At 45.7% G+C, this 22,824-nt stretch carries 14 protein-coding genes; 4 read left to right on the top strand and 10 right to left on the bottom strand.

The genetic code is table 11. From position 1 onward, the window contains the following. Positions 1-5 precede the first annotated feature (5 nt). From H6F66_RS11845 to H6F66_RS28890, 7 genes are all read right to left on the bottom strand, one after another. Positions 6-287: an acyl carrier protein gene (locus H6F66_RS11845; RefSeq protein ID WP_190421381.1), complete on the bottom strand. Its 282-nt coding sequence runs from the start codon at positions 285-287 to the stop codon at positions 6-8. 144 nt (positions 288-431) lie between these two features. Beyond that, on the bottom strand, positions 432-1,172 hold the full coding sequence (locus H6F66_RS11850; protein ID WP_190421383.1) for a 4'-phosphopantetheinyl transferase superfamily protein: 741 nt from the start codon (positions 1,170-1,172) through the stop codon (positions 432-434). A gap of 98 nt (positions 1,173-1,270) precedes the next feature. Then, entirely contained in the window at positions 1,271-4,627 is a 3,357-nt protein-coding gene (locus H6F66_RS11855; protein WP_190421385.1) for a type I polyketide synthase, read from the bottom strand. Further along, the gene (locus H6F66_RS11860; RefSeq protein ID WP_190421387.1) at positions 4,624-7,086 is read right to left on the bottom strand and encodes an SDR family NAD(P)-dependent oxidoreductase; all 2,463 of its coding nucleotides are present in this window, start codon (positions 7,084-7,086) and stop codon (positions 4,624-4,626) included. The genes H6F66_RS11855 and H6F66_RS11860 overlap by 4 nt, the downstream gene beginning before the upstream one ends. Positions 7,087-7,106: 20 nt before the next feature. Beyond that, complete coding sequence (locus H6F66_RS11865; protein WP_190421389.1) at positions 7,107-13,295, bottom strand: type I polyketide synthase; 6,189 nt, start codon at positions 13,293-13,295, stop codon at positions 7,107-7,109. A gap of 594 nt (positions 13,296-13,889) precedes the next feature. Beyond that, on the bottom strand, positions 13,890-14,720 hold the full coding sequence (locus H6F66_RS11870; protein ID WP_190421391.1) for a sulfatase-like hydrolase/transferase: 831 nt from the start codon (positions 14,718-14,720) through the stop codon (positions 13,890-13,892). Positions 14,721-15,316: 596 nt separating this feature from the next. Beyond that, positions 15,317-15,448, bottom strand: coding sequence for a hypothetical protein (locus H6F66_RS28890; RefSeq protein WP_277873939.1), 132 nt, complete (start codon positions 15,446-15,448; stop codon positions 15,317-15,319). 58 nt (positions 15,449-15,506) lie between these two features. Here H6F66_RS28890 and H6F66_RS11875 point away from each other — a divergent pair, with 58 nt between their 5' ends. Both H6F66_RS11875 and H6F66_RS11880 read left to right on the top strand, forming a co-directional pair. Further along, complete coding sequence (locus H6F66_RS11875; protein ID WP_190421392.1) at positions 15,507-16,475, top strand: polyphosphate kinase 2 family protein; 969 nt, start codon at positions 15,507-15,509, stop codon at positions 16,473-16,475. Between the two features lie 201 nt (positions 16,476-16,676). Further along, on the top strand, positions 16,677-17,024 hold the full coding sequence (locus H6F66_RS11880) for a DUF4864 domain-containing protein (protein ID WP_190421394.1): 348 nt from the start codon (positions 16,677-16,679) through the stop codon (positions 17,022-17,024). A gap of 554 nt (positions 17,025-17,578) precedes the next feature. Here the strand turns inward: H6F66_RS11880 and H6F66_RS11885 are convergent. Next, the gene (locus tag H6F66_RS11885) at positions 17,579-17,848 is read right to left on the bottom strand and encodes a GlsB/YeaQ/YmgE family stress response membrane protein (protein ID WP_190421396.1); all 270 of its coding nucleotides are present in this window, start codon (positions 17,846-17,848) and stop codon (positions 17,579-17,581) included. Positions 17,849-18,191: 343 nt separating this feature from the next. Here H6F66_RS11885 and H6F66_RS11890 point away from each other — a divergent pair, with 343 nt between their 5' ends. Together H6F66_RS11890 and H6F66_RS11895 are read left to right on the top strand one after the other, a co-directional pair. Next, positions 18,192-19,049 (top strand): M48 family metallopeptidase, encoded by an 858-nt coding sequence (locus H6F66_RS11890; protein WP_347269370.1) that lies wholly within the window; start codon positions 18,192-18,194, stop codon positions 19,047-19,049. 175 nt (positions 19,050-19,224) lie between these two features. Next, entirely contained in the window at positions 19,225-19,581 is a 357-nt protein-coding gene (locus tag H6F66_RS11895) for a hypothetical protein (protein WP_190421398.1), read from the top strand. A 457-nt stretch (positions 19,582-20,038) separates the two neighbouring features. Here H6F66_RS11895 and H6F66_RS11900 read toward each other — a convergent pair whose 3' ends face one another. After that, positions 20,039-21,934 carry a WG repeat-containing protein gene (locus H6F66_RS11900; RefSeq protein WP_190421399.1) on the bottom strand — a complete coding sequence of 632 codons (1,896 nt, stop codon included), beginning with the start codon at positions 21,932-21,934 and terminating at the stop codon, positions 20,039-20,041. Beyond that, positions 21,934-22,713, bottom strand: a complete 780-nt coding sequence (locus H6F66_RS11905) for an S-layer homology domain-containing protein (RefSeq protein WP_190421402.1) — start codon at positions 22,711-22,713, stop codon at positions 21,934-21,936. Before H6F66_RS11905 ends, H6F66_RS11900 begins: the two co-directional genes overlap by 1 nt. Positions 22,714-22,824 lie beyond the last annotated feature (111 nt).

Raw genomic sequence — 22,824 nt, forward strand, 5'->3', positions numbered from 1 at the left:
TATTTTTACCCGTTTAATTTTTGTGTGACAAAGGTTACTATTTCGTCTACGCTGAGGTCATCTACATAGCGACCGCCGCGCATTAGCAACTGATCGAACCCTAACTTTTGCTTAAAATGCTCTTCCAAAGTGACAACTAAATGAATGATGTCAACAGAAGCAAAACTCAGGTCTTCTACTAACTTTGTATTACCAGTAATTCCATCTAATTCCAGTTCCCATTCTTGGGTCATGTCTTGCAGAATGTCGATGATTGTTGAGTGAATATTTGTTTCGGTGACTTGCATGATTTTTGCCTCTTTAAAACCTGGCTTGTTGCTTTTTTAATGTCGTCCCTCCCCTACGAGAGGAGGAGAATCTGACTTCCTCTCCCCTATGAGGGAAGGGAGTCGAGGGTTAGGTTTTTGTGACGTTTATTTATGCCCATCTATTTAACACTGACAAATAGCTAAGACTTCATTATCGCTATACCATATATGGACAGGAAAACACTCATTATTGTGAGTTACTTTTACTTGTTTACCATCAGGAGAACAGGAAGCGATCGCCCACTTTCCCGGTACTCCTTGCAATCCTGTCCCGACTGCTTTGCTGGCGGCTTCCTTGGCACACCAAAAACCGAGTGCAATCAGGAGATTTGCCGAAGGCAGTAATTCCAATTCTGAGGGGCTGAAGGCAGCATCAATCCAATCTTCAAAGCGAATATTTCCCAGTCTTTCTAAGTCGATACCAAGACGCGATCGCCCTAAAGCTGCAACTACATAACCTCGACTGTGACTGATAGAAATATCCGGTAATGGCACCATCACCTCTAAGCTAGGACAACGCAAAAACGGTTTACCCAATTCTGTAGCTAAAATTTCAATATCTAGAGGTGCAATTTCCAAGTTGAAAGCTTGTTTTGCCCACTGGCGTACAGCGTCTTTAGCAGCGATCCGACCGAATAAGCGATCGCGTCGTCTTGTCCCTTTTTCTGGTAGTTTATCCCAAATCTCCCGCTCTTTGTCATTTAACATCAAATCAGCCAGTTCCTGATGCCAAGGATTTAGAGAATTTTCTGGTATTGGATCTACATAAATACGCCTACTAACTAGACCCGTTTCTACTTGCATCCAAGGTTCGGAGAGGACAGGGGCAGAGGGCGAAAGAGGGAAAGGAGGAGAAGGAAGCATTTTCTTTGTCGGTATGTACATAAAAACCAGCTTTTACTAAAAACTCGGTGTTAGACACGTAAGAGTAACTTCTAAGAAAACCGAGTTTTTTGGCTTTATCACTCCGAATCGTTGCTGTCAGTAGGGTTAGAAAACAGAGATGTCATCACCCTTCCCTGACTCGCGAGAAATTCTTGCATCAAATCAAAGTGTGCCGATACAACAGCTAAGCGGATGTCATCCGAGAAAACAGGAGTTTCGGAAGAAGTATCAAAGGACTCTTGTGCGTCTACTTTCCTCACTTTCTCCAAACTGACTTCACTGGATATTGCACTATTTTCAAAAGATTGTAAGGGTTGGTTTAACGCCATTGTTTGAATTTCCGCAGGTTCGACCTCTCCCCTGCTATGGAAGGGGAGAATTTCTTTTGCTTCCCTTGGAGAAGAGAGAATTTCTTCTCCTTCAACGGAGGGTAAAACGGTTAAGGGGTTAGGTTTTTCCGGTGCAAAATGTGAGTCAGCAGGTTGGTGGGAGTGAAACTTCTCCTGTATTGATTGGGCAAACTCTGGACGCAACTGCATTATGGGCAGCGTTAGATCCAAAATAGGGCTAGGTTTTTTAATGCCATTTTGTACAGTTGTCACATCCAAATTGACTGGCATTACTTGGCGATTTTTATACAAAGGAGCCAGATCAATTTCTTTGCCCATTACAAACAGTCTTGCCAGCAAAACTTGGATTTGTTCTAGACCAGATTTTCGCTGAGTATTACTGGGTATACCAACATAATCACGGTTACGGAGAATATCATCGACAAAGCCAGTTAGATTGCTGCTGGGGCCAACTTCGATAAAGGTTCTCACGCCCTCATCATAAAGGTTTTCAATTGTTTCTCGAAAACGTACTCGACTAGACCACTGTTTAATAGCTACATCGCGGATAGTTTCTGGGTCTGATGGAAATTCGGTACAAGTCGCACAACTATAAAGGCTAGTATGACCAGCACTCATGTCCAACTTTTCATAGTAGCTGCGTAAAGCCGATGCCATCTCTTCAAATAGAGGCGTATGAGTGGCGCGGTCGAAGGGCAAGTGCATACAAATTCCGCCCGCCTCTTTTATTTGATTTGCAGCTTCATCAATATCACCCGTACTGCCAAACAAAACCACCTGATTTGGGCAGTTGTCCATCGCCAAATGCAAGCGTCCTGAGTAAGCATTGAGCAGCGTTTTAATGAAATCAGGCTCAATAGCACCAACGCTTAATAATGCTCCTTTTGGAACGCTATTTGTTGCCTCTAAATCCTTATAACTTTGGTTTAGAAGACGTTTCATTTCTATCAGTTGCTTTTTCCCTTTGACGCGGGAGACACCTGAAGCGAGTAAAGCAGTATGTTCCCCCGTGCTGTGACCAACCATAACATCACATTTGATGCCAAAATCGTGCAGCAGTTCGTCTAAAGCCATGCCAGCAGTAAACACAGCTTCGGTAGCAACATCCATCGCATATAACTGCTTTTCCCCCAGCTTTTGTTCTTCTTGTGTTAAGCCTGTTGGGGATGGGAAAATAAAGCGACTGGGTGGATTTTTCCAGATTCCCGCAAAGGTTTCATCTGACAAGTCGAACCACGCCCGAACTTTAGGGAAGTACAAGCAGAGGTCAGCCAACATATTAGGATATTGCGACCCCTCGCCGGGAAACAAAAAGGCTGTTTTACCCGATTCTTTTACATTTGCTGTGTAGTAAATTCCGCTGCGCGTTTGCAGTTTAGTACATTTGGGATCGGCTAATTTTTCTAGTGCTTGTTTTAGCTTTGTTTGTATTTCTGGAACGTTTTTGGCAATGACTGCTAAACGATGAGGGTGCTGCGTGTTTGCTTCCGATAAAGTATAGGCAAGGTTGGCAAGCGATATACTTTCATCGATTTGCAAAATTTGCTGAATGTTGTTGATGGAAGCAATCAGGTCTTGCTTACTATTACCAGAGAAAATTAGTAGTTCTGTAGACCAATTGGTAATTGGTTGTTGGATTTCGGATTGGGATTGTCCCAGTTCCCAATCCCCAGTCCCCAGTCCCCAGCCTCTATATTCTTCTAAGATTGCATGAGCATTAATTCCACCAAATCCAAAGGCGTTGATTCCGGCGCGGCGTGGAGTTTGTTCTCCATGAATCCAAGGTCTAGCTTCGGTATTGATGTAAAATGGCGTTTTCTCAATTTCTAAGGCTGGATTCACCTCGTCGCACAGCATCGGGGGCAATACTTTGTGGTACAATGCCAACGCAGTTTTGATTAGACTGGCAACACCTGCGGCTGGGATGCAGTGACCGATCATCGATTTCACAGAACCCAAGGCACAGCGTGGGAAGTTTCCTTGACGCTGACCAAAGACATGATTTAGCGTCTGCATCTCGGTCTGTTCTCCCAAGGGGATGCCAGTGCCGTGCGCTTCAATTAGCCCGATAGTGTCTGGATCGATGCCACTATTTTCGTAAGCACGCTGTAACGCCAAAACTTCACCTTCGAGGCGGGGTGCTAGCAAGCCTAGTGCTTTGCCGTCGCTGGAGGTGCCGACTCCCTTGAGAACAGCATAGATGCGATCGCCATCTCGTTCTGCATCCTCTAGCCGTTTTAAAATCAAGAAACCCACACCTTCGCCTAGCAGAGTCCCTGCCCCTGACGTGTCAAACGGGCGAATTTTACCGTGAGATAAAGCCCCCAACAGACAGAACAACATATGAATCGGTGCAGGCGTGGCAGCTTGTACGCCTCCAGCCAGCATCATGTCACAACGACCGCTGATTAATTCGTTCATTGCTAGTTCAACCGCAATCAGGGAAGAACTACAAGCAGCATCAGCTACGTAATTTGGCCCCATCAAGTCTAGGCGGTTAGCGATGCGTCCTGTAACTACGTTGGGAACCAAAGTGGGGATGATTTCCGCAGCTAGAGGCGGTACGCTACTCTTTAGCTCTTGGCGAATACTATTTAATGTGTCTTGGTCGAGTGTTGGATGCAGTTGACACAGCAAATCCAGCGTTTGGTCTACAATCATACTCTGCTGGAGTGCCGTGACAAAACCCCGATTAATATAGGTGCCTCGCCCTAGAATAATCCCGGTTTTTTCACGATTGAAAGGTTTATCTGTGTAGCCCGCATCAGCGATCGCATCCCGTGCTAGTTTCAGGGATAGAAAGTGGTCTGGATCTCCCCCATCCACTGAATTTGGCATAATCCCAAATTCAACCGGGTTAAATTCAGCTAATTTACCCAAAAAGCCACCTTTACGGGTGTATATGCGACCGCTTTCGGTAGAATTTGGATCAAAATAAGCACCAGCCCATTCATCGGGTGCATCCTCAACCGCATCTACCTTGTTCAGAATATTTTCCCAGTAAGCACACAAATTTTTGGCTCCCGGAAACAAGGCAGACATCCCGATAATCGCAATATTGGTAGATGAACCTATTTTATTCATAATTTGCTTGCCAAACGATTAAGGGCGGTATTGCAGGTACTTTCTATGTCTTTGAGATGGAAGCGGACGTTACCGTTTTTATCAATAAAAATGGCATCGTACACAAGCATATGGTCGTCAGCTTGAGTAACCCGAAAAGCAACTTTTAGCACACTATTGAGCGCTGATTTGCCATAGCGGATAACTGAGCCAAATCTTGAAGGTAAGGCAGTTGTACCTTTTTGGACACGCGACCAAGCGATCGCTAACTGCGGTGCTGTATCAATTAAAGCCAAGTCAAATAACCAAGATGATTGCGGCGATGGCATCACCTCAGCATCAATTCCTTGCTCATTTAATCGGTCAATAGCTGTCAATAACTGGAAACTAGGCCCGTGGAATAAATAGTCACGATAAGCAACAGCAACATCCAAACTATTGCCGGAATCTAAAGCGTCTATTTGCACCTTAGGCGATGCCAGCATCTGCGGACGCAGAATCACAGTAGCTTTGTAGAAAGGAATTTTACTCTCAGGGTCTACAATTTGGGCTGCCACTTCCAAAGATTCCAAGTCGGAGTGACTAGAAGCACGAGCGATAAAAAGCACTTTTCTGGTTTCTTCGAGTACAATTCCCCGCAAAACTCGCAAATCCCGAACCTCTGTTACTGTCCATTCTGACCAAGCAGCTTGGACAAATTGCGCCATCCACTCTAAGGCACCCGCAGCCGGCAAAACTGGTTTACCGTCCAGGCAATGATCTTGCAAGTAGGGATGCAACAGAAGCGAGAAAGTATGTTCTAAGGTAACGGTGCTATTGGGTTGAATTTGTAGTTGAGAAAACGTGATTGGATGCCCAGTCCCCAGTCCCCAGTCCCCAGTCCCTTCATTCCCAGCCCCCAATCCTTCAAAAGTCCCAATAATTAACTCTGTGTCGCCCTTATTTCCATAACGCAGTTCCTCAATAAAGAAGTGACGACCTGCATGAGGGGGAATGGGAATAACGCCTCGTTCTCGAAACTGACGATTCACTGACTCAGAAGCCATACCCGTGATGTCCCAAGGCCCCCAGTTGAGGGCGACAATGCGAGTATTTTGCCAACGCTGGTCTAGTTGCCATGCCAGACGGTTGACAACTTCGTTAGCAGCAGCATAGTCTGACTGTCCGCGATTGCCAAAGCTTCCGGCAACGGAGGTGAAGAAAACGAGTAATTTTAAAGAGTCGGGTCGCAGGTGTCGGCTGAGAATAAAGGCACTATCGACTTTCGTATCAAACACAAAGTCGAAGGATTCTAGGGTTTTATCAACTATTAGCTTGTCTTCGATGACACCAGCACCGTGAACGACGGCATCCAGACGACCGTAGCGAGAGTAAATTTCCTCGATGAAATAGCCAAATTCTCCAGCGTTTCTAACATCAACTGCTTGATATTCAACGTTGACACCAGCTTGCCGACAATGGCTGAGGTTGCGACGGATGACGCGATCGCGTAATATTCCCCGTAGTTGATTCTCAATCTGTACAGGCGTTACTGGCTTTCCTTGCGCTGCTAGCAATATTTTCCGCAGTTGCGAGACATCCTCGATTCCTGCTGTGTCGGGAGATTCCTCCGCAGGTTCAGGAGAACGACCAACCAGTATCAGGGTAATCCCAGGAATCAGAAAGGTACTGGCAATTTCGGCTGTAATACCTCTGGCACCACCAGTAATTAGAACTACCCAATCTTTGGCAGGATGAATCGGCAAGGAGGAACCAGGAATGGAAGATAAAGGTGCCAAAACTGGCTGAAATACCATCCGCTTTCCTTGTGGGTAGCCGATTTCTGAGTGACCTCCTGATCCCAGCAATTCTTGGATGATTGTTCTAGCAATTTCGGCGGCTGATAAACTATCGTCGAAATCGATGGCTTTCGCTTCCACTCCAGACCATTCCTGCACCATTGTTTTGAGTAGCCCTTTACTACCGCCACCTGTGGGAAGACCAGAACTACAGCTACCTTCGCGCCCAAACTGCCCTCCTAGTAGCGAGGCTGCTAGGACTTGCGTATAGGGGAACCTCTCCCCCTGCCCCTCTCCTGTTAGGAGAGGGGCGCTAGACACCTCTCTTCCCTCATAGGGAAGGGGGGCTGGGGGGATTAGGTCAGATTCACAAATTTGGAGAACTGTCAATAAGCTTTTGCAGTCGATTTGGGTGTACTGTCGCCACTCTGAGAGAGTTTCCGGCATGGGGATGGGAGAAAGTGCGCTCAGATGGATAATTCCTCTGACTTCCCCATTGAGCGATCGCGCTTCGTTAATCTCAGCCGCCAGTTTTTCCGGATTGAGCAGACTAGCAGTGGAGATGGTAACTGGGGTGGCTCCCATGCGCCGCAAGCCTTCCGAGACGTAAGGCGCAACGGACATCTGATCTTGGGTAATCAGAAATAGCCCGTTAAGGGAGACTACTTCCGTGTCAGGTAAAAGTTCTGTCCGCGCTTTCATTATGTAGCGCGGCAGGGCTTCTACCGGGGCAATGACTTTCCCAGGCTATTATTTTCCTCCGGAACATTACCAGATTTTAGTAATTGTTCCACAACGCTGTTGAGGGTTTTAGCACGGGTGAAGTTTTCCATGCGCGATCGCATCAAGCTGCTGAAAGGTTCGGGCAAGCTTTTTTGCAAAGCACCCAGAATTTCCACCCGTTTAATCGAGTCGATACCGAGTTCGGCTTCCATGTCAGCATTTAGCCCTAACATTTCTGTTGGATAGCCAGTGCGATCGCTAACTAACTGCAACAATTTTTGGGTCAAAGCAGTTCGATCTGGAAGCTGTTGGTTGTTAGTTGTTGCTTGTTGGCTGTTGGTTGTTAATTGACTATTTAGTAGTTCAACAACGCTGTTGAGGGTTTTGGCGCGGGTGAAGTTTTCCATGCGCGATCGCATCAAGCTGCTGAAAGGTTCTGGCAAGCTTTTTTGCAAAGCACCCAAAATTTCCACCCGTTTAATCGAGTCGATACCGAGTTCCGCTTCCATGTCAGCGTTTAACCCTAACATTTCTGTTGGGTAGCCAGTGCGATCGCTAACTAACTGCAATAATTTTTGGGTCAAAACAGCGCGATCTGGAAGCTGTGCGTTGTTTGTTGGGGTTTGGACGACTGAGGGCTGAGGAGTGACAACTGGCAATTGAATGTCAGGTTGTGGTGTCGGTACGACAGGAGCGATCGCTGTACCATTGGTATTTTGGATTAACACTTCAGGCGTTTTTGCACCATTGTTGCTACCATTTTCCGAAGGCTGGCTGAAGTTGGTAACGATCCGGGGAGTAGACGCGATCGCCTTCTTTGATGGTATTTGTTGCGGCTGTTGGGGCGATTGATAATTCACCCCTCCGAGAAACTGCTTCATCACCTGTTCCTGTAACCCCAGGAATTGCCGCATGGTTTCTTGATAAGCTTGGTAAGCTGCTAGGGCAGTCTCGCCAGTAAGAGCTGAGGCGCTGGGTGATGGTGTGGGCTGTTGTTCTGGGTAAGGGGTCATTGTCAATTTGGGAGCAACTCCTGGTGATAGTGCTGAGGGCTGAGGACTGTTAGCGCTGCACGAAGTGGGGGCGGAATTAGTAGTGGGTTTCTTGTTTTCTTCTTCCTGATGCTGTCCAGCAAACTTCACTGCTGACTTTGTAGAACTTCCAGAAGTTCCCACCACTGGTAAGGCTGTTTCTTGTTCTGGTTGTTTTGCATTTAGCGCTTTGCTTTGGGCGGCGGTGTCCTGATTTATCAGCGGTGTTTTACCCATGTGACCCACCGCGTCCTTGATAGGTCTGGAACTAGCACCAGTTAACAGCCAAGTTGTGGGCGAAATATCTGGTTTTTTCGTCAAAGCTGGCAAGGATAAATCTAGCTGACGCACGTTCCGCCCTTCAAATAGAGTTGGTAACTGGATATTGATGCCCTGCGTACATAGTGTACCCAGAGCTATCAGAAAACCTCGCATCCCCCCGCCTTGTCCGTCGAGGGAGACAACTGTATGGTCTTTTCCTTCCAGAATCTGCCCAACTAATTTAGTCAGGATGCTCTTGGGGCCAACTTCCACAAAAATTCGAGCGCCAGCTGCATACATGGCGTTAATTTGGCTGACAAACTCGACGCTGTGGATCAGGTGTTTAGATAACTGAGTGGAAATTGCCTCGGAATCGGCATCATAGGGACGAGCCGTGGAGTTAGCATAAACAGGAATCGTGGGCGATCGCAATGTCACTTTGTCGATAGCTTCGATTAGTGGGTTAAGGGCAGAAGCTACTAAGGGAGAGTGGAAAGCGCCCTTGACTGGCAGCATCCGCGCCATGATTCCTTCGGCGTTCAGCTGGTCTACAATTTGAGCGATCGCGTCTTTGTTTCCAGAAATTACTGTTTGCAAAGGAGCGTTATGATTGGCAATTACCACCCCCTCAACACTAGCTAACCGCGCCTGCAATTCTGGGCGTTGCATCTGCACTGCTGCCATTGCACCATCGGCACCTTTACAGGCAGCTGCCATGATTTTGCCTCTGGTTTGAGAAAGGTGCAGAAAGTCTTGCCGAGACAAAACTCCCGCCGCGTAAAGGGCAGTATATTCTCCGTAACTGTGACCGCAAACCATATCCGGCTTTAAACCCAGATTTGCCGCCAAGTCGATAAATCCGGTTTCCACAGCACCAATTGCCGGTTGCGCGATCTGCGTATCAGTCAGTTGTTTTTGGTTGAGTGCTTCTTGTTCTTCAGAATAGGCACTCGGTGGATAGATAAATTGACTCAACAATTGGGGAAAGCACTGCTGTAACTCGCGGTCGGCAAATTCCAATGCTTCTCGCATTTCCTGGCGATATAGTGCCACGGAACGAGCCATATCTGGATATTGCGATCCTTGTCCGGGGAAGAGGAAGGCAATTTTTTGTCCGTTGTTATTGACAGACGACAGTTGAATGTGCGGTGGTAAGGGTTGTTGTGTGTCTTGATTAATGACTAATTCCAAAGCTGCTTGCAACTGTTGGAGGCTTTCGGCAACAATGCTTAGACAAACATTCTGTGAGGTTGTTTGAGCTTTGAGAGAGTAGCTGTAAGCTAAGTCTCGTAGGCGAGGAGTGGCACCAGTGCGTAAAGCTTCTAACAAAGTGCCGATCTCTTTTGTTAAAGCTTCGGAGTTGGCAGCTTTGAAAACAAACAGTTCGCAAGGCCAAGTATCGGCACCAAGCGTGCGATCGCGCAAGTTACCTCGATATTCTTCCAGCACTACATGAAAATTAGTGCCGCCAAAGCCAAATGCACTGACACCAGCGCGGCGGGGATAATTCGGGTGCATCAGCCAAGGCTTTGCTTCTTTGAGCAAGTACACTGGGCTTTGCGGATCGGCAAGAGTATCTAGGGGATTTTCTACGCCTAAGTGGGGTGGCAAAACTGCGTTGTGCAAAGCTAATGTTGCTTTGGCGAGTCCCGCTACGCCAGCCGAACTCTTAGTGTGACCGATTACAGTTTTGACGGAACCGATGACGCAGGACTTGGGCGGTGTATTGGCTGCTTTTAAGGTTTCGGTGACTGTCTCGGCTTCTGCTCTATCTCCGGCAACAGTTCCCGTTCCGTGAGCTTCGTATAATCCTAGAGTGTTGGGTGAGAAACCAGCTTGGGTGTAGGCGCGGTCTAAGGCTCGCATTTGTCCCGCTGGACGGGGCGCTGTTAATCCCAAGGCTTTGCCATCGCTGGAACCCGCAACAGATTTAATTACAGCATAGATGCGATCGCCATCTCGTTCAGCATCAGCTAGACGTTTCAGCACCAGAATCACAATCCCTTCGCTGATCACAATCCCGTCGGCTGCTTTGTCAAAGGCGCGGGGTTGCTGTTGTGGCGAGAGAGCCTGAGTTTTGCTAAATGTCAAGTAGGCAAAGGGGCTTTGCCCGGTGTCTACTCCGCCGGCAATTACCACATTGCTGCGACCGCTTTCCAATTCTCGAACGGCTAGGTGAATTGCTGCTAGGGAAGAAGCACAAGCAGCATCAACGGCGAAGTTTACCCCACCAAAATCAAAGCGATTAGCAGCGCGACCTGCGGCAACATTTAATAGAATGCCTGGGAATGATTCTTCTGTCCATTCTGGTAAACGATCCAAAGTTTGCTCTGAGGGTTCGTCTACATAGAGAGAAAGATGCGATCGCGTGGCGTATTGATGCGCCAAATCCCCCGCACCTGTTGCTGCGCCAAAAATAACCGAAGTATTCTCCCGGTCAAAGTCTCCCGACTCATACCCCGCATCTGCTAACGCCCGTCGCACTCCCTCCAGCGCCAGCAGTTGAATTGGGTCGATCGATTTCACCGACTTGGGCGGAATTCCATACCGCACCGGATCGAATTGCACATCATCGATAAAACCACCCCATTTGGAATAGATTTTGTCTCGTGCGGTACGGTCTGGATGGTAATAAAGTCGCCAATCCCAACGGTGTGCTGGAATTTCTGTAATGGCGCTTACTTTATGCAAAATATTTTCCCAGAAGGTATCTGGATATTCAGCCTTCGGTAGCAGTGTGCTAAGACCGACAATTGCTACATCTGAGGGAGACGGTTCATTTTTTACGGTTGATAGTTCATTGCTATGAACTAACAACTCTGAACTCTTTTGTGAAACATCCTGATGTAACTCTTCTAAGGTGCAAACAGAGTTACGCAGAGTGGCAACTTGACCAATCATGTACATTCCATCAGTCAGTTGTTTTTGAGTTTCCACGAGAACAATACCTTGCTCATCGCGCACCAAACCTTTAGAAGCAACGCGCAAGCGTCCCAGCGTCAAATCTTCTAAAACATTCTTAATTTCTTCAGGGGAATGACCCGCCGCCAACATTTCCCGTCGAGTTGCGTAAAATTCTTCAGCAAAGGGAGTAATTGCACAACGGCTGGCGTGACCTGGCCCGGTTTCCAAATTGATAGTATGAGTGCAAGTTAGTGCTGTGCGCTGGAATCCTTCCACAATTGCACCGCACTTGACAGCTTCTTGGGTGAATAAATAAGCTGTTCCCATCAGCACGCCAATCTTCATCCCGCGTTCTACCAAAGGCGCAGCGATCGCGCTGATTGTGGCAGCAGAACGAGCATCGTGAATCCCCCCAGCAAAGAAAACGTGGATTTCGCTTTCTTTGCCCGCCGGAACGTCTTTTAAAAGTGTCTCAATGGCGCTTTCCCAAAGCATAAAGCTGCTCAATGGGCCAACGTGTCCGCCGCATTCCCTTCCTTCAAAGACAAACCGCCGCGCCCCTTGTTCGAGGAACATTTGCAGCAATCCCGGTGTCGGAACGTGAAGGTAGGTGGCGATTCCTTCGGCTTCTAAGTCAGCCGCCTGATCTGGACGACCGCCTGCAATTAAGGCAAATGGCGGCTTAACAGCTTTGACGATTTGCAGTTGTTCTTCCCGTAGTGCTTGGGGGACGAAGCCCAGAATGCCGACTCCCCAAGCGCTAGAGCCAATTTTTTGCTTCGTTTCCTGCAATAATTCTTCTACCTGCTTGCCTCGCATTAACGCTAACGCCAGCATCGGCAAAGCGCCCGCTTTATTCACTGCGATCGCAAATTCTGCCTTGTCGCTGACTCTGGTCATCGGCCCCTGCATAATCGGATAGCGGGTGCCATGAGAAGCGGCTAAGGGTGAATTTGGTGCTAGTGGCTGTAGTTGTTCAGCCTTTTTCACATTAGCGAGGCTTTGCTTGAGAATGGCTTGGATTAGTTTGCCTGTCGTCTGGTAGCGAAGTCGAAAATGAGCGGCTAATCCTACAGCCTGTCCCATAGGCCATGCTAAAGTTCCAGGCGAATCCCAACCGATTAAGGATGTAGCCGCCTGTTGCCAACTAGAGATTGAGGGGTTGCTTCCTTGTCCCCAGTTCCCAGTCCCCAGTTCCTGAATTTCTATTTTTTCTGCCAGTTGTTGCAAAGCGGTAATTGCCTGGAAACCGGGACGAGACAACACGCGACAACTGCGGTTGAGGCGATCGCCAATTGCGATCGCTTCTTGTCCGTTCAGGTTGTTGAGGTAACGTTGCCATGCACCGGGGAGGGGCGATTCTGGCATCAACCACAATTGATCGTCAAGTACCACACCTGCTGCACCAGCTGCCAAGACTCCTGCTGCTGTATGAATCCCAATCCCACCTTGCACGTAGATTGGAAGAATTTGTTTGTTGTCAGTAGTTCCAACGTCTACTAACTCCTGACTACTGACATTTAAGAGTTTTTGCGTCAGGATAAATGCCGGGTCTTCACCTACCCAACCGCCGCTTTCCTGTCCCTTCGCCACTAACCCAAAGATTTCTGCATGGTAATTGATGCCTTGTGCCTGTTCAACATCTGTGACTTCCAGCAATAGGCGGCGCGATTGGCACTGGGGCAGACACGCGATAACCTCCCCTAAGGATCGTGCTTCCCATCCAGCTAGAATTATCCAATGGGAGCGATGCAGCAGCCGTTGCAGCAATTTTTGGCTATCAGCAACTTGGTCAACTTTTAACCTTAACCCTATCTGACTGCTAGGATTAACTAGCTCTAAAAGCTTATCCAGATTCCTCGTCGCTTGTTCGGAATCCCGACAAAATTCTAAATCCAGCACACCCACACCGCCTGCTCTAGAGGTTGCGATCGCTAGACCAGGATGTTCTAATCCAATAGGGCTTAGGGAGAAACAGGTGAAGGTATTCATGAGTCTTGCCTTATTATCACGACAGGGATCAGTCAAGTAAAGGAAAAATAAAATAACCAGATGAGTTTGGCAATAAAAAAGTTTCTGGTTTTATATCTTTTTTGTAGTTAACATTTTGGATAATTAATTTGTGGGTTTTCTGTTAACTATAAAATATATTGAATAATTTCAGCCTATTTCTATTTGGGTTTCACTTTCATCCGTAATTTCACGGAATATTTTCTGTTAGTGAATTAATGTAATAAATCTACTCATTATAGCTAAAAATACTTTTAAGAATACATATAACTACAGCTTACATTCTTTAATAATATCTCCCTAGTCATCAAATCTCGGTGCCTCCTTTACAAGAGTTTTGCTAATTGGCTTGGCATCCTCGCAAAGCCTGAATTATAGTTTTTTTCTACCGTGTTTGTAAAAGTGTCTACAATGTAATCGCCAAATTTTCCAGAAATTAGTGGAAAACATCTCTGGTTTGGTGCTTATTAAGGCAGGGTAGAAGCTAAAATTATTTATCTGCAAGATGTTGAGACTTCCCAGCTTTTTGCCATCTATTGATCTATTGTAAGTAGTCACCACAGAAACATATAGCTCTTAGATGGTCGGACGCAGACCCTCGACAAAAGGCACTTCAAAGCATTTGTGGTGCATTACAGGGCCATGACCAAAATAGCCATCTTCTCCAAATAACTCTCCATGATCTGCTGTCAGGATAATGTGAGTGTTCTCAGGACACTTGCGATATAGTTCTCCCAAAAGCCCATCTATATATTCAACACAGGATATTTGCTGCTTGTGTAAGCGCTGCATTTCCTCCTGTTCAAAAAACTTGCTTTCTCCAGGTTCATTCTTAGCAAGTGCGAATTGATCCATATTCTTAAACACCCCATGAACTCCAGATATACGCGGCATATCATCGCCTTTAAGCATATATGGATAGTGGGTTTCCCCCAGGTTCAGAAAGTAAAAACAAGGTTCAGAACCTGAAAAATCAATTTGATGCACCATTGTGGCGAAGTCGTTATGATTCGACATCAAAACATAGTCATCAAAAAATTGATTTATACTGGTAAATTGATTCAGCACAGGCATGGAAACTCGTGCAATTGTTTTGTATCCAAAGTCTTTTAAAACTTTAGGCAAAGACAATTGAGGGACAAAAGTTTTGAAAGACAAGTCGGGAATTCCCAGCCGATCTACCCATTTCAAAAATTCCTGCTTATAGACTTCCGAGGCAAACACACCGCGAGGGCTAGTATGAGGAATCATCCCCATGAGCATTGTGTAGTGGGAAGGAGATGTCCAAGAAGCATAGCTGTAGCGAGGCTCCGCCAGCCCTAACCGATCCATATTCGGTGTTGATGCTGCCTCATAGCTGTCATATCGGCAACTGTCCATGATAATGTATACAAGATGGTTTGGCATAAGGATAAACCTCAATCTAAGAGACTTTATTTAGCAAGTTATTTGCCTATTGGCAACTCTGAATACTCTAGTTAAATTACACACAAATTCATTGCCATCATGTAATTCAAGGCAGAATAAGTGAGTATACCTGATACAAGGTAAAACTGTTGTAAATTCAGGATAGATGCAAAATTTTATAATGGCATTGAAGATCCGGTGATGTAAGCACAACAGCATAGGAGTCTTCTCAATCCCAGAGAGGAGAGAAAGACCTTTGACATCTTTAGGGTAACGCAGGAAATCCGATTGCTTTGTAAAATACGCTCCTGCTTGTTGAACCACGTAGGGTAGGGGAAGAATCAATCTTACCCAAACTCGCTCAAAAATCCCAGCGGTTCTGTAGTTGTAGTAGTGTCAATCGTCAAGTTGAGCAATTTCAGTTAACCTCTAGGTGATTAAACTTATTTTAATAGATGCACATCTAGTACAATTCACTCTTCTATTATGCAACGCGGCTAACGAGTCCTAAAGGAGATAGGAAAATTTTCTGATTGTTGAAGAAATCTCCTGTTCACTTCTTGTGGATACCTGATTTGGTAGTTGCAGTTGCACTATTAATTCGTACTGGGAAGGCGATCGCGTTCAGTTAAAGCACCAGACGGATCGGGTTGCCAATTGACGCTGCTGTAGCATCCGACACTGCAAGTTATCCCTCTCGTCTGCCTTGCGGCAGGGATGCTTTCCAATGTACCTGAACTAATATCAAAAATAGGTTCCCCTCAGCTGGACAACCAGAAAAGCCCTATGAGCGATCGCAGTAATTCCGAAAATAATACAGATAGTGCTGCCAACGATATAGCTCAAGCTGAAGCTCCCAAAACCAAAAAGGCAGCAGCTTTGGCGGCGGCACAAATTGCTGATGTCATGTCACCGGAAACAATCGTAGTCGATGAGCCACCACCGAAACCGAATTATCCCCAATATCGGGTTAAACCGGGAGAGCGAATTAGTTTAGCCGATATCGATCCAAACGCCTCAGAACACTATACAAAAAAGCAACACGTCGAAGAGGAACTTGAGCATCTGCGCGATCGCCTGGGAGATTTACAAGAACGCTTGTATGCTGAAAACCAGCGCAGTCTGCTAATTGTACTGCAAGCGATGGACACTGGCGGTAAGGATGGCACGATTAAACACGTCTTTCAAGGCATTAACCCCCAAGGCTGCCAAGTTTGGTCGTTTAAAAAGCCCAGTGATGAGGAAGCCAGTCACGATTTCTTGTGGCGTTATCACCAGCGATCGCCTCGACGTGGCATGATTACGATTTTCAACCGTTCGCATTACGAAGATGTGCTAGTTGTGCGAGTCAAGCAGTTGGTTCCGGAGGATATTTGGCGAAAGCGCTATCACGCGATTAATGACTTTGAGCAAATGCTCACTTTTAACAACATTGGGGTAATTAAGTTTTTTCTCCATATTTCCAAAGACGAACAAAAACGGCGTTTGCAGAGTCGGTTGGATAACCCGGAGAAGCACTGGAAATTTTCTAGTAATGACATCAAAGAGCGCCTATTTTGGGACGATTACCAAATGGCGTTTGAGGAAGCAATTAATAATTGCTCTACTGCCTATGCCCCGTGGTACGTTGTACCTGCAAATAATAAGTGGTATCGCAACTTGGTAATTGCTCGAACCATTGTGGACACTTTGGAAGCAATGAATCCTCAATATCCAAGGGCAGAAACTGGTTTAGAAAATATTGTGATTCCATGAAGCCTAAAGCACTTGTGTTTTATTGCGCCGCAAGGATTTAGCAAACACAAGCTGACAATTGCCTTTTTAGGTCTAAAATAGCCTTAATCAAGGTGCTTTCCTTGATGTTATTGCTACTTTGATTAAGGTTCCCAAATCCTAAACTTGTCCACTCTGGTTCCCGAATTAGTTCCATATCTATCACTTTTTTAAGCTCAAAATATGGAAGTAACTGATAATGACCGCACTGCCATTCGCTTTGTAATTTCTCACCAAATAGAAGCGTTTCAAAAGGATGATGCTGTTGGCGCTTTCTCTTTTGCCAGCCGAGAAATTAAAGCTCAATTCGGCACTCCCGAAAACTTTATGAGGATGGTAAAAACTGCCTACGATCCGGTGTATCGTCCTCGTTCGGTGATGTTTGAAAAAATCGCCTATATTGAAGGATTCCCTTCTGCACAGGTGCTGCTATTCGACCGGGAAGGGAGGCTGATAAAGGCAATTTATCTGATGCAAAGACAACATAACGGCAATTGGAAAATTGCTGGGTGTCAACTGATACCAATATAAGGAGGGAGTTAGGAGTTATTATATTTTCGGTAAAAATATTTCAGTGGCAAGTGTCACCTAGTCAAGTGATCGCAACTAAAGTTTTGAGCCCAGTGAAAAACTTTAAGTAGGAACTTCAGTTGGGTGGAATATATCGCAATTCTGACCTTCCCGTGGCCTTGGTAGGGACATGGCAATGCCATGTCCCTACAGATGTATTGCACCTAACCCTTAAATTGCTATTGGTAGGATACGGCTACAGTTGGAAGCTTTTTTTAGCTGTTGATAGATGCTTATCACAATCACAAATAAATTTTGCCCGAATATTTTACCAGGTTGATAAATTCTGGAATGTCTTACTACTGATTCTAGCAGTCAGTAAACTACGTCAGAAATCATCAACCTTTAATTGGCTGGGGGCAAGGTGAGTATTCTCCCGCAAGGGCGTTAGGTAAAGCAAATTGCTTATTAAGTGGCAATTCCACTACTGGGAGAATGGGATACTCACCTTGGAAGTGCGATCGCATATTCCTCATCTTAGTGCCGCCGAAATGTTAGCAGCTAAGCCAAGCTGATTAAGCGGCTCTGCGGGTAACCAAGTTCCACAGAAATACTGCAATAAGTGCGCCGATAATAGAAGCAATGATTCCGCCTATACTAAAAGGTGCAGTTCCTAGCGCTAAAGTCCCTGTTGTTAACCAAAGCCCCAACGTACCGCCAATGAAAGAGCCAATAATTCCCAACAGGATTGTTCCTAGAATCCCACCGCCCTGATGACCAGGATAGATGGCTTTAGCGATAGCACCAGCAATCAGTCCTAAAACAATCCAAGCAATAATATTCATAGTCCTGTTTCCTTTAATCTCTTTCTTTTCGAGTTAACTACAGAATATCAGTTCTTACAAAGCTATCCCATCTGCCAGACGATATAAGTTGATATACCTCAAAGGAATAGCTAACGGTTTTTTCTATAAGCCTTTAGATGAATTGTTTAACAATTGTGTAGGGCAATATATGTTGTTTGAAATTAATTAAAATTAACACTTTGCTCTTATGAAAACATAGTCTAGTGTCCAAGCTTTAGAATCATGGAGATCATTAAGAAGAACTATTAATGTAACCTTGAGACTGATGCTGGATTGGCAGGTATTATGATACCCTTCAGACCAGTAAATTTGGAGACAAGCAGTGAGAGCATTGATAAGGCTGGGGATTGCGCTTTTACTGACGCTATTTGGACTGGTTAGTTACTGTAGTTCCACTTCCCAAAACCCGATAACTGGGGAAAACCAGCGCGTACAGCTGACACCAAAGGAGGAGGTAATATTAGGGCTGCAAGCGCGATCGCGTATGGCTGCTCAACATGGCGGGTTGTACCCAGATCAGGCGCTACAGCAGTATATTGACCAGGTAGGAACTACGGTGGTGCAGCGGTCAGAGGCAAGGAATGCCCCCTATCCCTTTGAATTCCATCTATTGCGCGACCCACAAACTGTCAATGCTTTCGCGCTACCGGGAGGACAGATTTTCATCACTGCTGGTTTGCTGCGTCGTCTCTCATCGGAAGCTCAATTGGCATCTGTGCTGGGACACGAGGTAGGACACGTCATAGGAAGACACGGTGCGGAACGTTTGGCAAAGCAGCAACTCGGTCAAGCTCTGGTGAGTGCGGTGGGGGTAGCAGCAAGCGACGACCAAGGCGGGGGTCGGCAAGCAGCAGTGCTTGCCCAAGCGGTTAACCAGATGGTCAGTCTGCGGTACGGGCGTGAGGATGAGTTAGAAAGCGATCGCCTGGGTTTCCGATTTATGACTGAAGCTGGCTATAACCCTAAAGGTATTGTAGAAGTAATGCAGATACTTGCTAATGCCAGACCGGGTGGACAATCGCCGGAGTTTTTCAGCACTCACCCCAACCCCGGTAACCGCATTGAACGCTTACAAAATTTAATTTCTCAAACTTATCCTAATGGCGTTCCGCCGCAGTTGGAGACTGGACGCGAAGATTTTGCTCAGGTTGTGCGTCCGCGTTTGCAGCCAGCTAACTAGAGAAAAGACAAAAAAAAATAAACACGCCTGCTCTCGTCAAGCTTCCTTTGTGTAGCATCAACCGCACCAGAACAGGGTTAAGGAATCTTTACCATAATGATTCGTTCGCGTGCGATGCCATACTAATTAATGATGCTTAACGTATTTAAACAATTTGAGAGCGGGAGTAATCGTCGTGTTCAAGAAACTGCGAGGTGGCTTTCTGTTAGGAATTGGCTATATGCTCTCTCCCCTCTCGTGGTGGAACGACTTGTTCTTTAATCTGCCGATTGCGCTACTGTTTGGCTATCTCGTCAGTTGGATGAACCCAGACTGGTTTTTGCCGTTTACGATTGTTGGCTATTGGCTCTCCAATGTATTAGGGATTGTGATGATGCAGATGGGAGCGATGGATATGTTTGTAGCCAAAGAGCAGCAAAACCCAAAACGGGATTTGTTGATTGGGCTGGGTGGCTCAACGCTTTACACTCTGGTAGTTGCAGCTCTTGCTTACTTTCATCTGCTGGAATTGCCTAGTTTCCTGACACCCTGATTTTGAATTTTCAAAAATTAATTTTGCTTAGCCACTTACAAAAATGCAAGGCAGCGATCACTCAGTATGTATAAGTAAATCTTATTACTGCTACAATTTATTCAAACCCTTGCAGTTGCTCCATTTCCGAAATTTACCTTCAAAATAAATACATGGAAAGCGATAAGTTTTCCTGAGCCTGATTGTGAAAAAAGCACATAAGAATATGGGTTTAGTTGATTGTTTACTAATGACGCTGGTTTCAAGTGGGATTTGCATCACTTTGCCTTTCTTGGCGGCAAAGATAGGAGCGAACAAAACCGCCTCAAGCATTCAGGTTGAGAGCTCGCCTCAAGGCGATAGCTTCGCTTCACCCACTCTGACAGCATAGACATGATTATCTTTTTGACGCAAAAAAACGCAAGGTAAAACTAATATCTCTGCGTACCTTTGCGTTTTAAATTTTTAGCCTCGATTTTTAAGAAATAACATTGCGGATATAACCCCACTTACCGCCGCTGAAAAACAGTTCGCCATTATTGCTGTCCACTTTCCATTCTCCACCAATATTAAACAGCGCCAGTCCTTGGGAAAAGGGCTTAGCTACATCAAATTCTGTGGGAATTACCAGTTTGCCACTTTTGTCAATATAGCCCCATTTCCCAGCAATCTTTACCGCCGCGAGTCCTTCAGAAAAGGATTCAGGCTCCTCAAATTGCGGTGGTATTATCACCTGAGCAGTTTTATTAATATATTCCCATTTTCCAGCAATCTTTGCTGCCGCCAGCCCTTCGGAAAAAGACTTAGCATCATCAAATTGCGGCGGTAATATAACCCTTCCGGTCATATCAATATAGCCGTATTTGCCACCAACACTTATCAATGCTAACCCCTCAGAAAAGCTATCAGCGCTATCAAATTGCAAAGGGATGACCGTATTCCAAAGTTTATTAATGTAGCCCCACTTGTTATTAATTTTGACTGCTGCCAGCCCTTGGGAAAAAGATTCAGCATCATCAACTTGCAGCAGAATTAAAAGTTTTCCTGTATTGTCGATATAGCCATATTTGTTCCCAATTTTTACTAATCCTAGCCCTTCTTTTAAAGGTTCAGCGCGGTCAAACTGTAATCGGCTGACAAGTTTACCTGTTTTGTCAATATAACCCCACTTGTAGCCGATTTTTACAGGCGCTAACCCGTTATTATAAGAATCAGCCCAATCAAATTGGGGCTGAGTTACGATTGTTCCTGTACTATCTATATAGCTGTATTTGCCGCTAGTTCTCCGCTCAGTAAAGCCAAGCTTTTTTAAGTCTGAGGGCTTAAATGGTGCAGGTTGAGCGTAGGGGCCTGAACGCAAGGCTTTAGCTAAAGCATCGTTGTCTTCTCGCAGACCTTCGTAGAAGAATAACACCTCGCCTGGAATACCACGAGAACGATTGTAAGCGATCGCTTGTAAAAGGTAGTCGGGACTGATGCGATACGACCCCACCTTTAACAGGATACCAGGCATCAAAAAAGGCAGTTGCCAAGTTGTAAATTGCTGGGTGACGATACTATCAATCAGCTGTTTGTAGCTCAAGAAGTCGCGGCGATAAAGTTGCGGGTGCAGCATATCGATCAGCCCCCGGTCAAGCCAAGCTATGGCATCTTGCAGATATTCTTGAAGCGCCCAACCGGGGAGACTGGGTGCCATCGAAATTATCAAACCTGGTTTAACATTAATGAGTTCCTGATACAGACGAGTTAAGAAATCAGTGAGAATATCTGCACGCCACTGAAGCCACTGCGGATCTCTAGAGTTTTGCGGCGGGTTTTGATTAAATTGTCGAAAGTAGCGATCGCTTGTTCCCCGGTCATAACCACCTTCGCTAGGAAGTGCCGGAAGTCGGTCATCGCCTTGGATACCATCAATATCATAATTTTTAGCAACTTCTAGTAACAGGTTCAGCAGGAAATCTTGCACCTCAGAATCGAACGCATTCATCCACTCAAAACTGTTCTTTTTCAGAATATTGCCGTTGAAGTCGCGGCCAGCCCAATGAGGTTTTTTTGCGAGGATGTGGCCCCCATTTTGATTGTAAGAAGAGGCGAATCCATATTCAAACCAAGGGATAACCCCAATTCCTACCCGACGTGCTTCGATAATAACTTCGGCTAAGGGGTCGCGTCCAACAAATCGCGAGTCGATTTCTACACCAAAATTTTCCCGCATAACTTTACTGGGATAGAAAGTATAAGCATTGTTCCAAACAACAGGAAATATGACATTAAATCCCGTTTGCGCGAGAAAATCCATCGCCTCGGCAATGTTTTGCCGGGAATTCAAAACTTTGCTGTCTGTGCTGGTAATCCAAACGCCACGAGTTTCCATTACTCTCTCTTTACCTTATATTGCCTGACCAGTGCCACTCCATCCGAGAAAGCATCAGCCTCATCAAATTGTGGCGCGATTACGAGTTTACCTGTTTTGTCAATATAGCCCCATTTTTCCCCGATTTTGACTCGTGCCATCCCTTCGGCAAAGGCATCAGCTTCTTCAAATTGCGCCCCAATGACAATAAATTCCATTCCCGGAATGTACTGCAACGGCACTCCAGAGATTTTTAAAGCACGACAAATCAATGCTGCTACCTCGCCTCTGGTGGCGTTTTGATTGGGGTTGAAGCGCCTAACATTAGGATAATTAACCACAAGATATCTTTCGGTTGCAGATGCGATCGCATTTATCGCATAACTAGGAATTTCTAACCCATCATCAAAATACTTTTTTATTGTCTCACTAGGTGTTTTTGTAGGGCTATACTTTAATCCCGACACCATAGCAACAAAAGTTTGCACTCGCGGAATTTGTTGGTTTGGCTTAAAAGTTCGATCCGGATAACCAGACAAAAAACCCGCCCGATATACAGCTTGAATCGCTTGATTTGCCCAATGATTTGATGGCACATCGACAAAGGTAATAGCATTACGTATTGGTGCGGCGTTGGGAAATGCTTTTCGCAGCAGTGCCGCAAATTCCGCTCTCGTCACTGGTGCATTAGGGCGAAAACTTCCATCCGGGTACCCACTAATTAAATTGCGCTGGGAGAGCTGCTTAATGCAATCTTCCGCCCAATGATTTTGAATATCAGAAAATATTGGATTATTCAACTTTAATAACTCCCAATTTTTTACATATATCCTCGTTCCCAGTATCAACCTGGAAACCCTTATTTGGAGGTTCTACCTCCTCTTTCTTTGAAACCGATTTTAATTGAGGCT

This window comes from Trichocoleus sp. FACHB-6, from assembly GCF_014695815.1.
GTDB lineage: Bacteria > Cyanobacteriota > Cyanobacteriia > Cyanobacteriales > FACHB-T130 > Funiculus > Funiculus sociatus.

What these genes read in the sequence shown, in the direction of transcription:
- H6F66_RS11860 (WP_190421387.1), bottom strand. Translation starts at nt 7,086, where the DNA reads ATGAAAGCGCGGACAGAACTTTTACCTGACACGGAAGTAGTCTCCCTT.
- H6F66_RS11845 (WP_190421381.1), bottom strand. Translation starts at nt 287, where the DNA reads ATGCAAGTCACCGAAACAAATATTCACTCAACAATCATCGACATTCTG.
- H6F66_RS11900 (WP_190421399.1), bottom strand. Translation starts at nt 21,934, where the DNA reads ATGGAAACTCGTGGCGTTTGGATTACCAGCACAGACAGCAAAGTTTTG.
- H6F66_RS11870 (WP_190421391.1), bottom strand. Translation starts at nt 14,720, where the DNA reads ATGCCAAACCATCTTGTATACATTATCATGGACAGTTGCCGATATGAC.
- H6F66_RS11885 (WP_190421396.1), bottom strand. Translation starts at nt 17,848, where the DNA reads ATGAATATTATTGCTTGGATTGTTTTAGGACTGATTGCTGGTGCTATC.
- H6F66_RS11865 (WP_190421389.1), bottom strand. Translation starts at nt 13,295, where the DNA reads ATGAATACCTTCACCTGTTTCTCCCTAAGCCCTATTGGATTAGAACAT.
- H6F66_RS11875 (WP_190421392.1), top strand. Translation starts at nt 15,507, where the DNA reads ATGAGCGATCGCAGTAATTCCGAAAATAATACAGATAGTGCTGCCAAC.
- H6F66_RS11880 (WP_190421394.1), top strand. Translation starts at nt 16,677, where the DNA reads ATGGAAGTAACTGATAATGACCGCACTGCCATTCGCTTTGTAATTTCT.
- H6F66_RS11850 (WP_190421383.1), bottom strand. Translation starts at nt 1,172, where the DNA reads ATGCTTCCTTCTCCTCCTTTCCCTCTTTCGCCCTCTGCCCCTGTCCTC.
- H6F66_RS11855 (WP_190421385.1), bottom strand. Translation starts at nt 4,627, where the DNA reads ATGAATAAAATAGGTTCATCTACCAATATTGCGATTATCGGGATGTCT.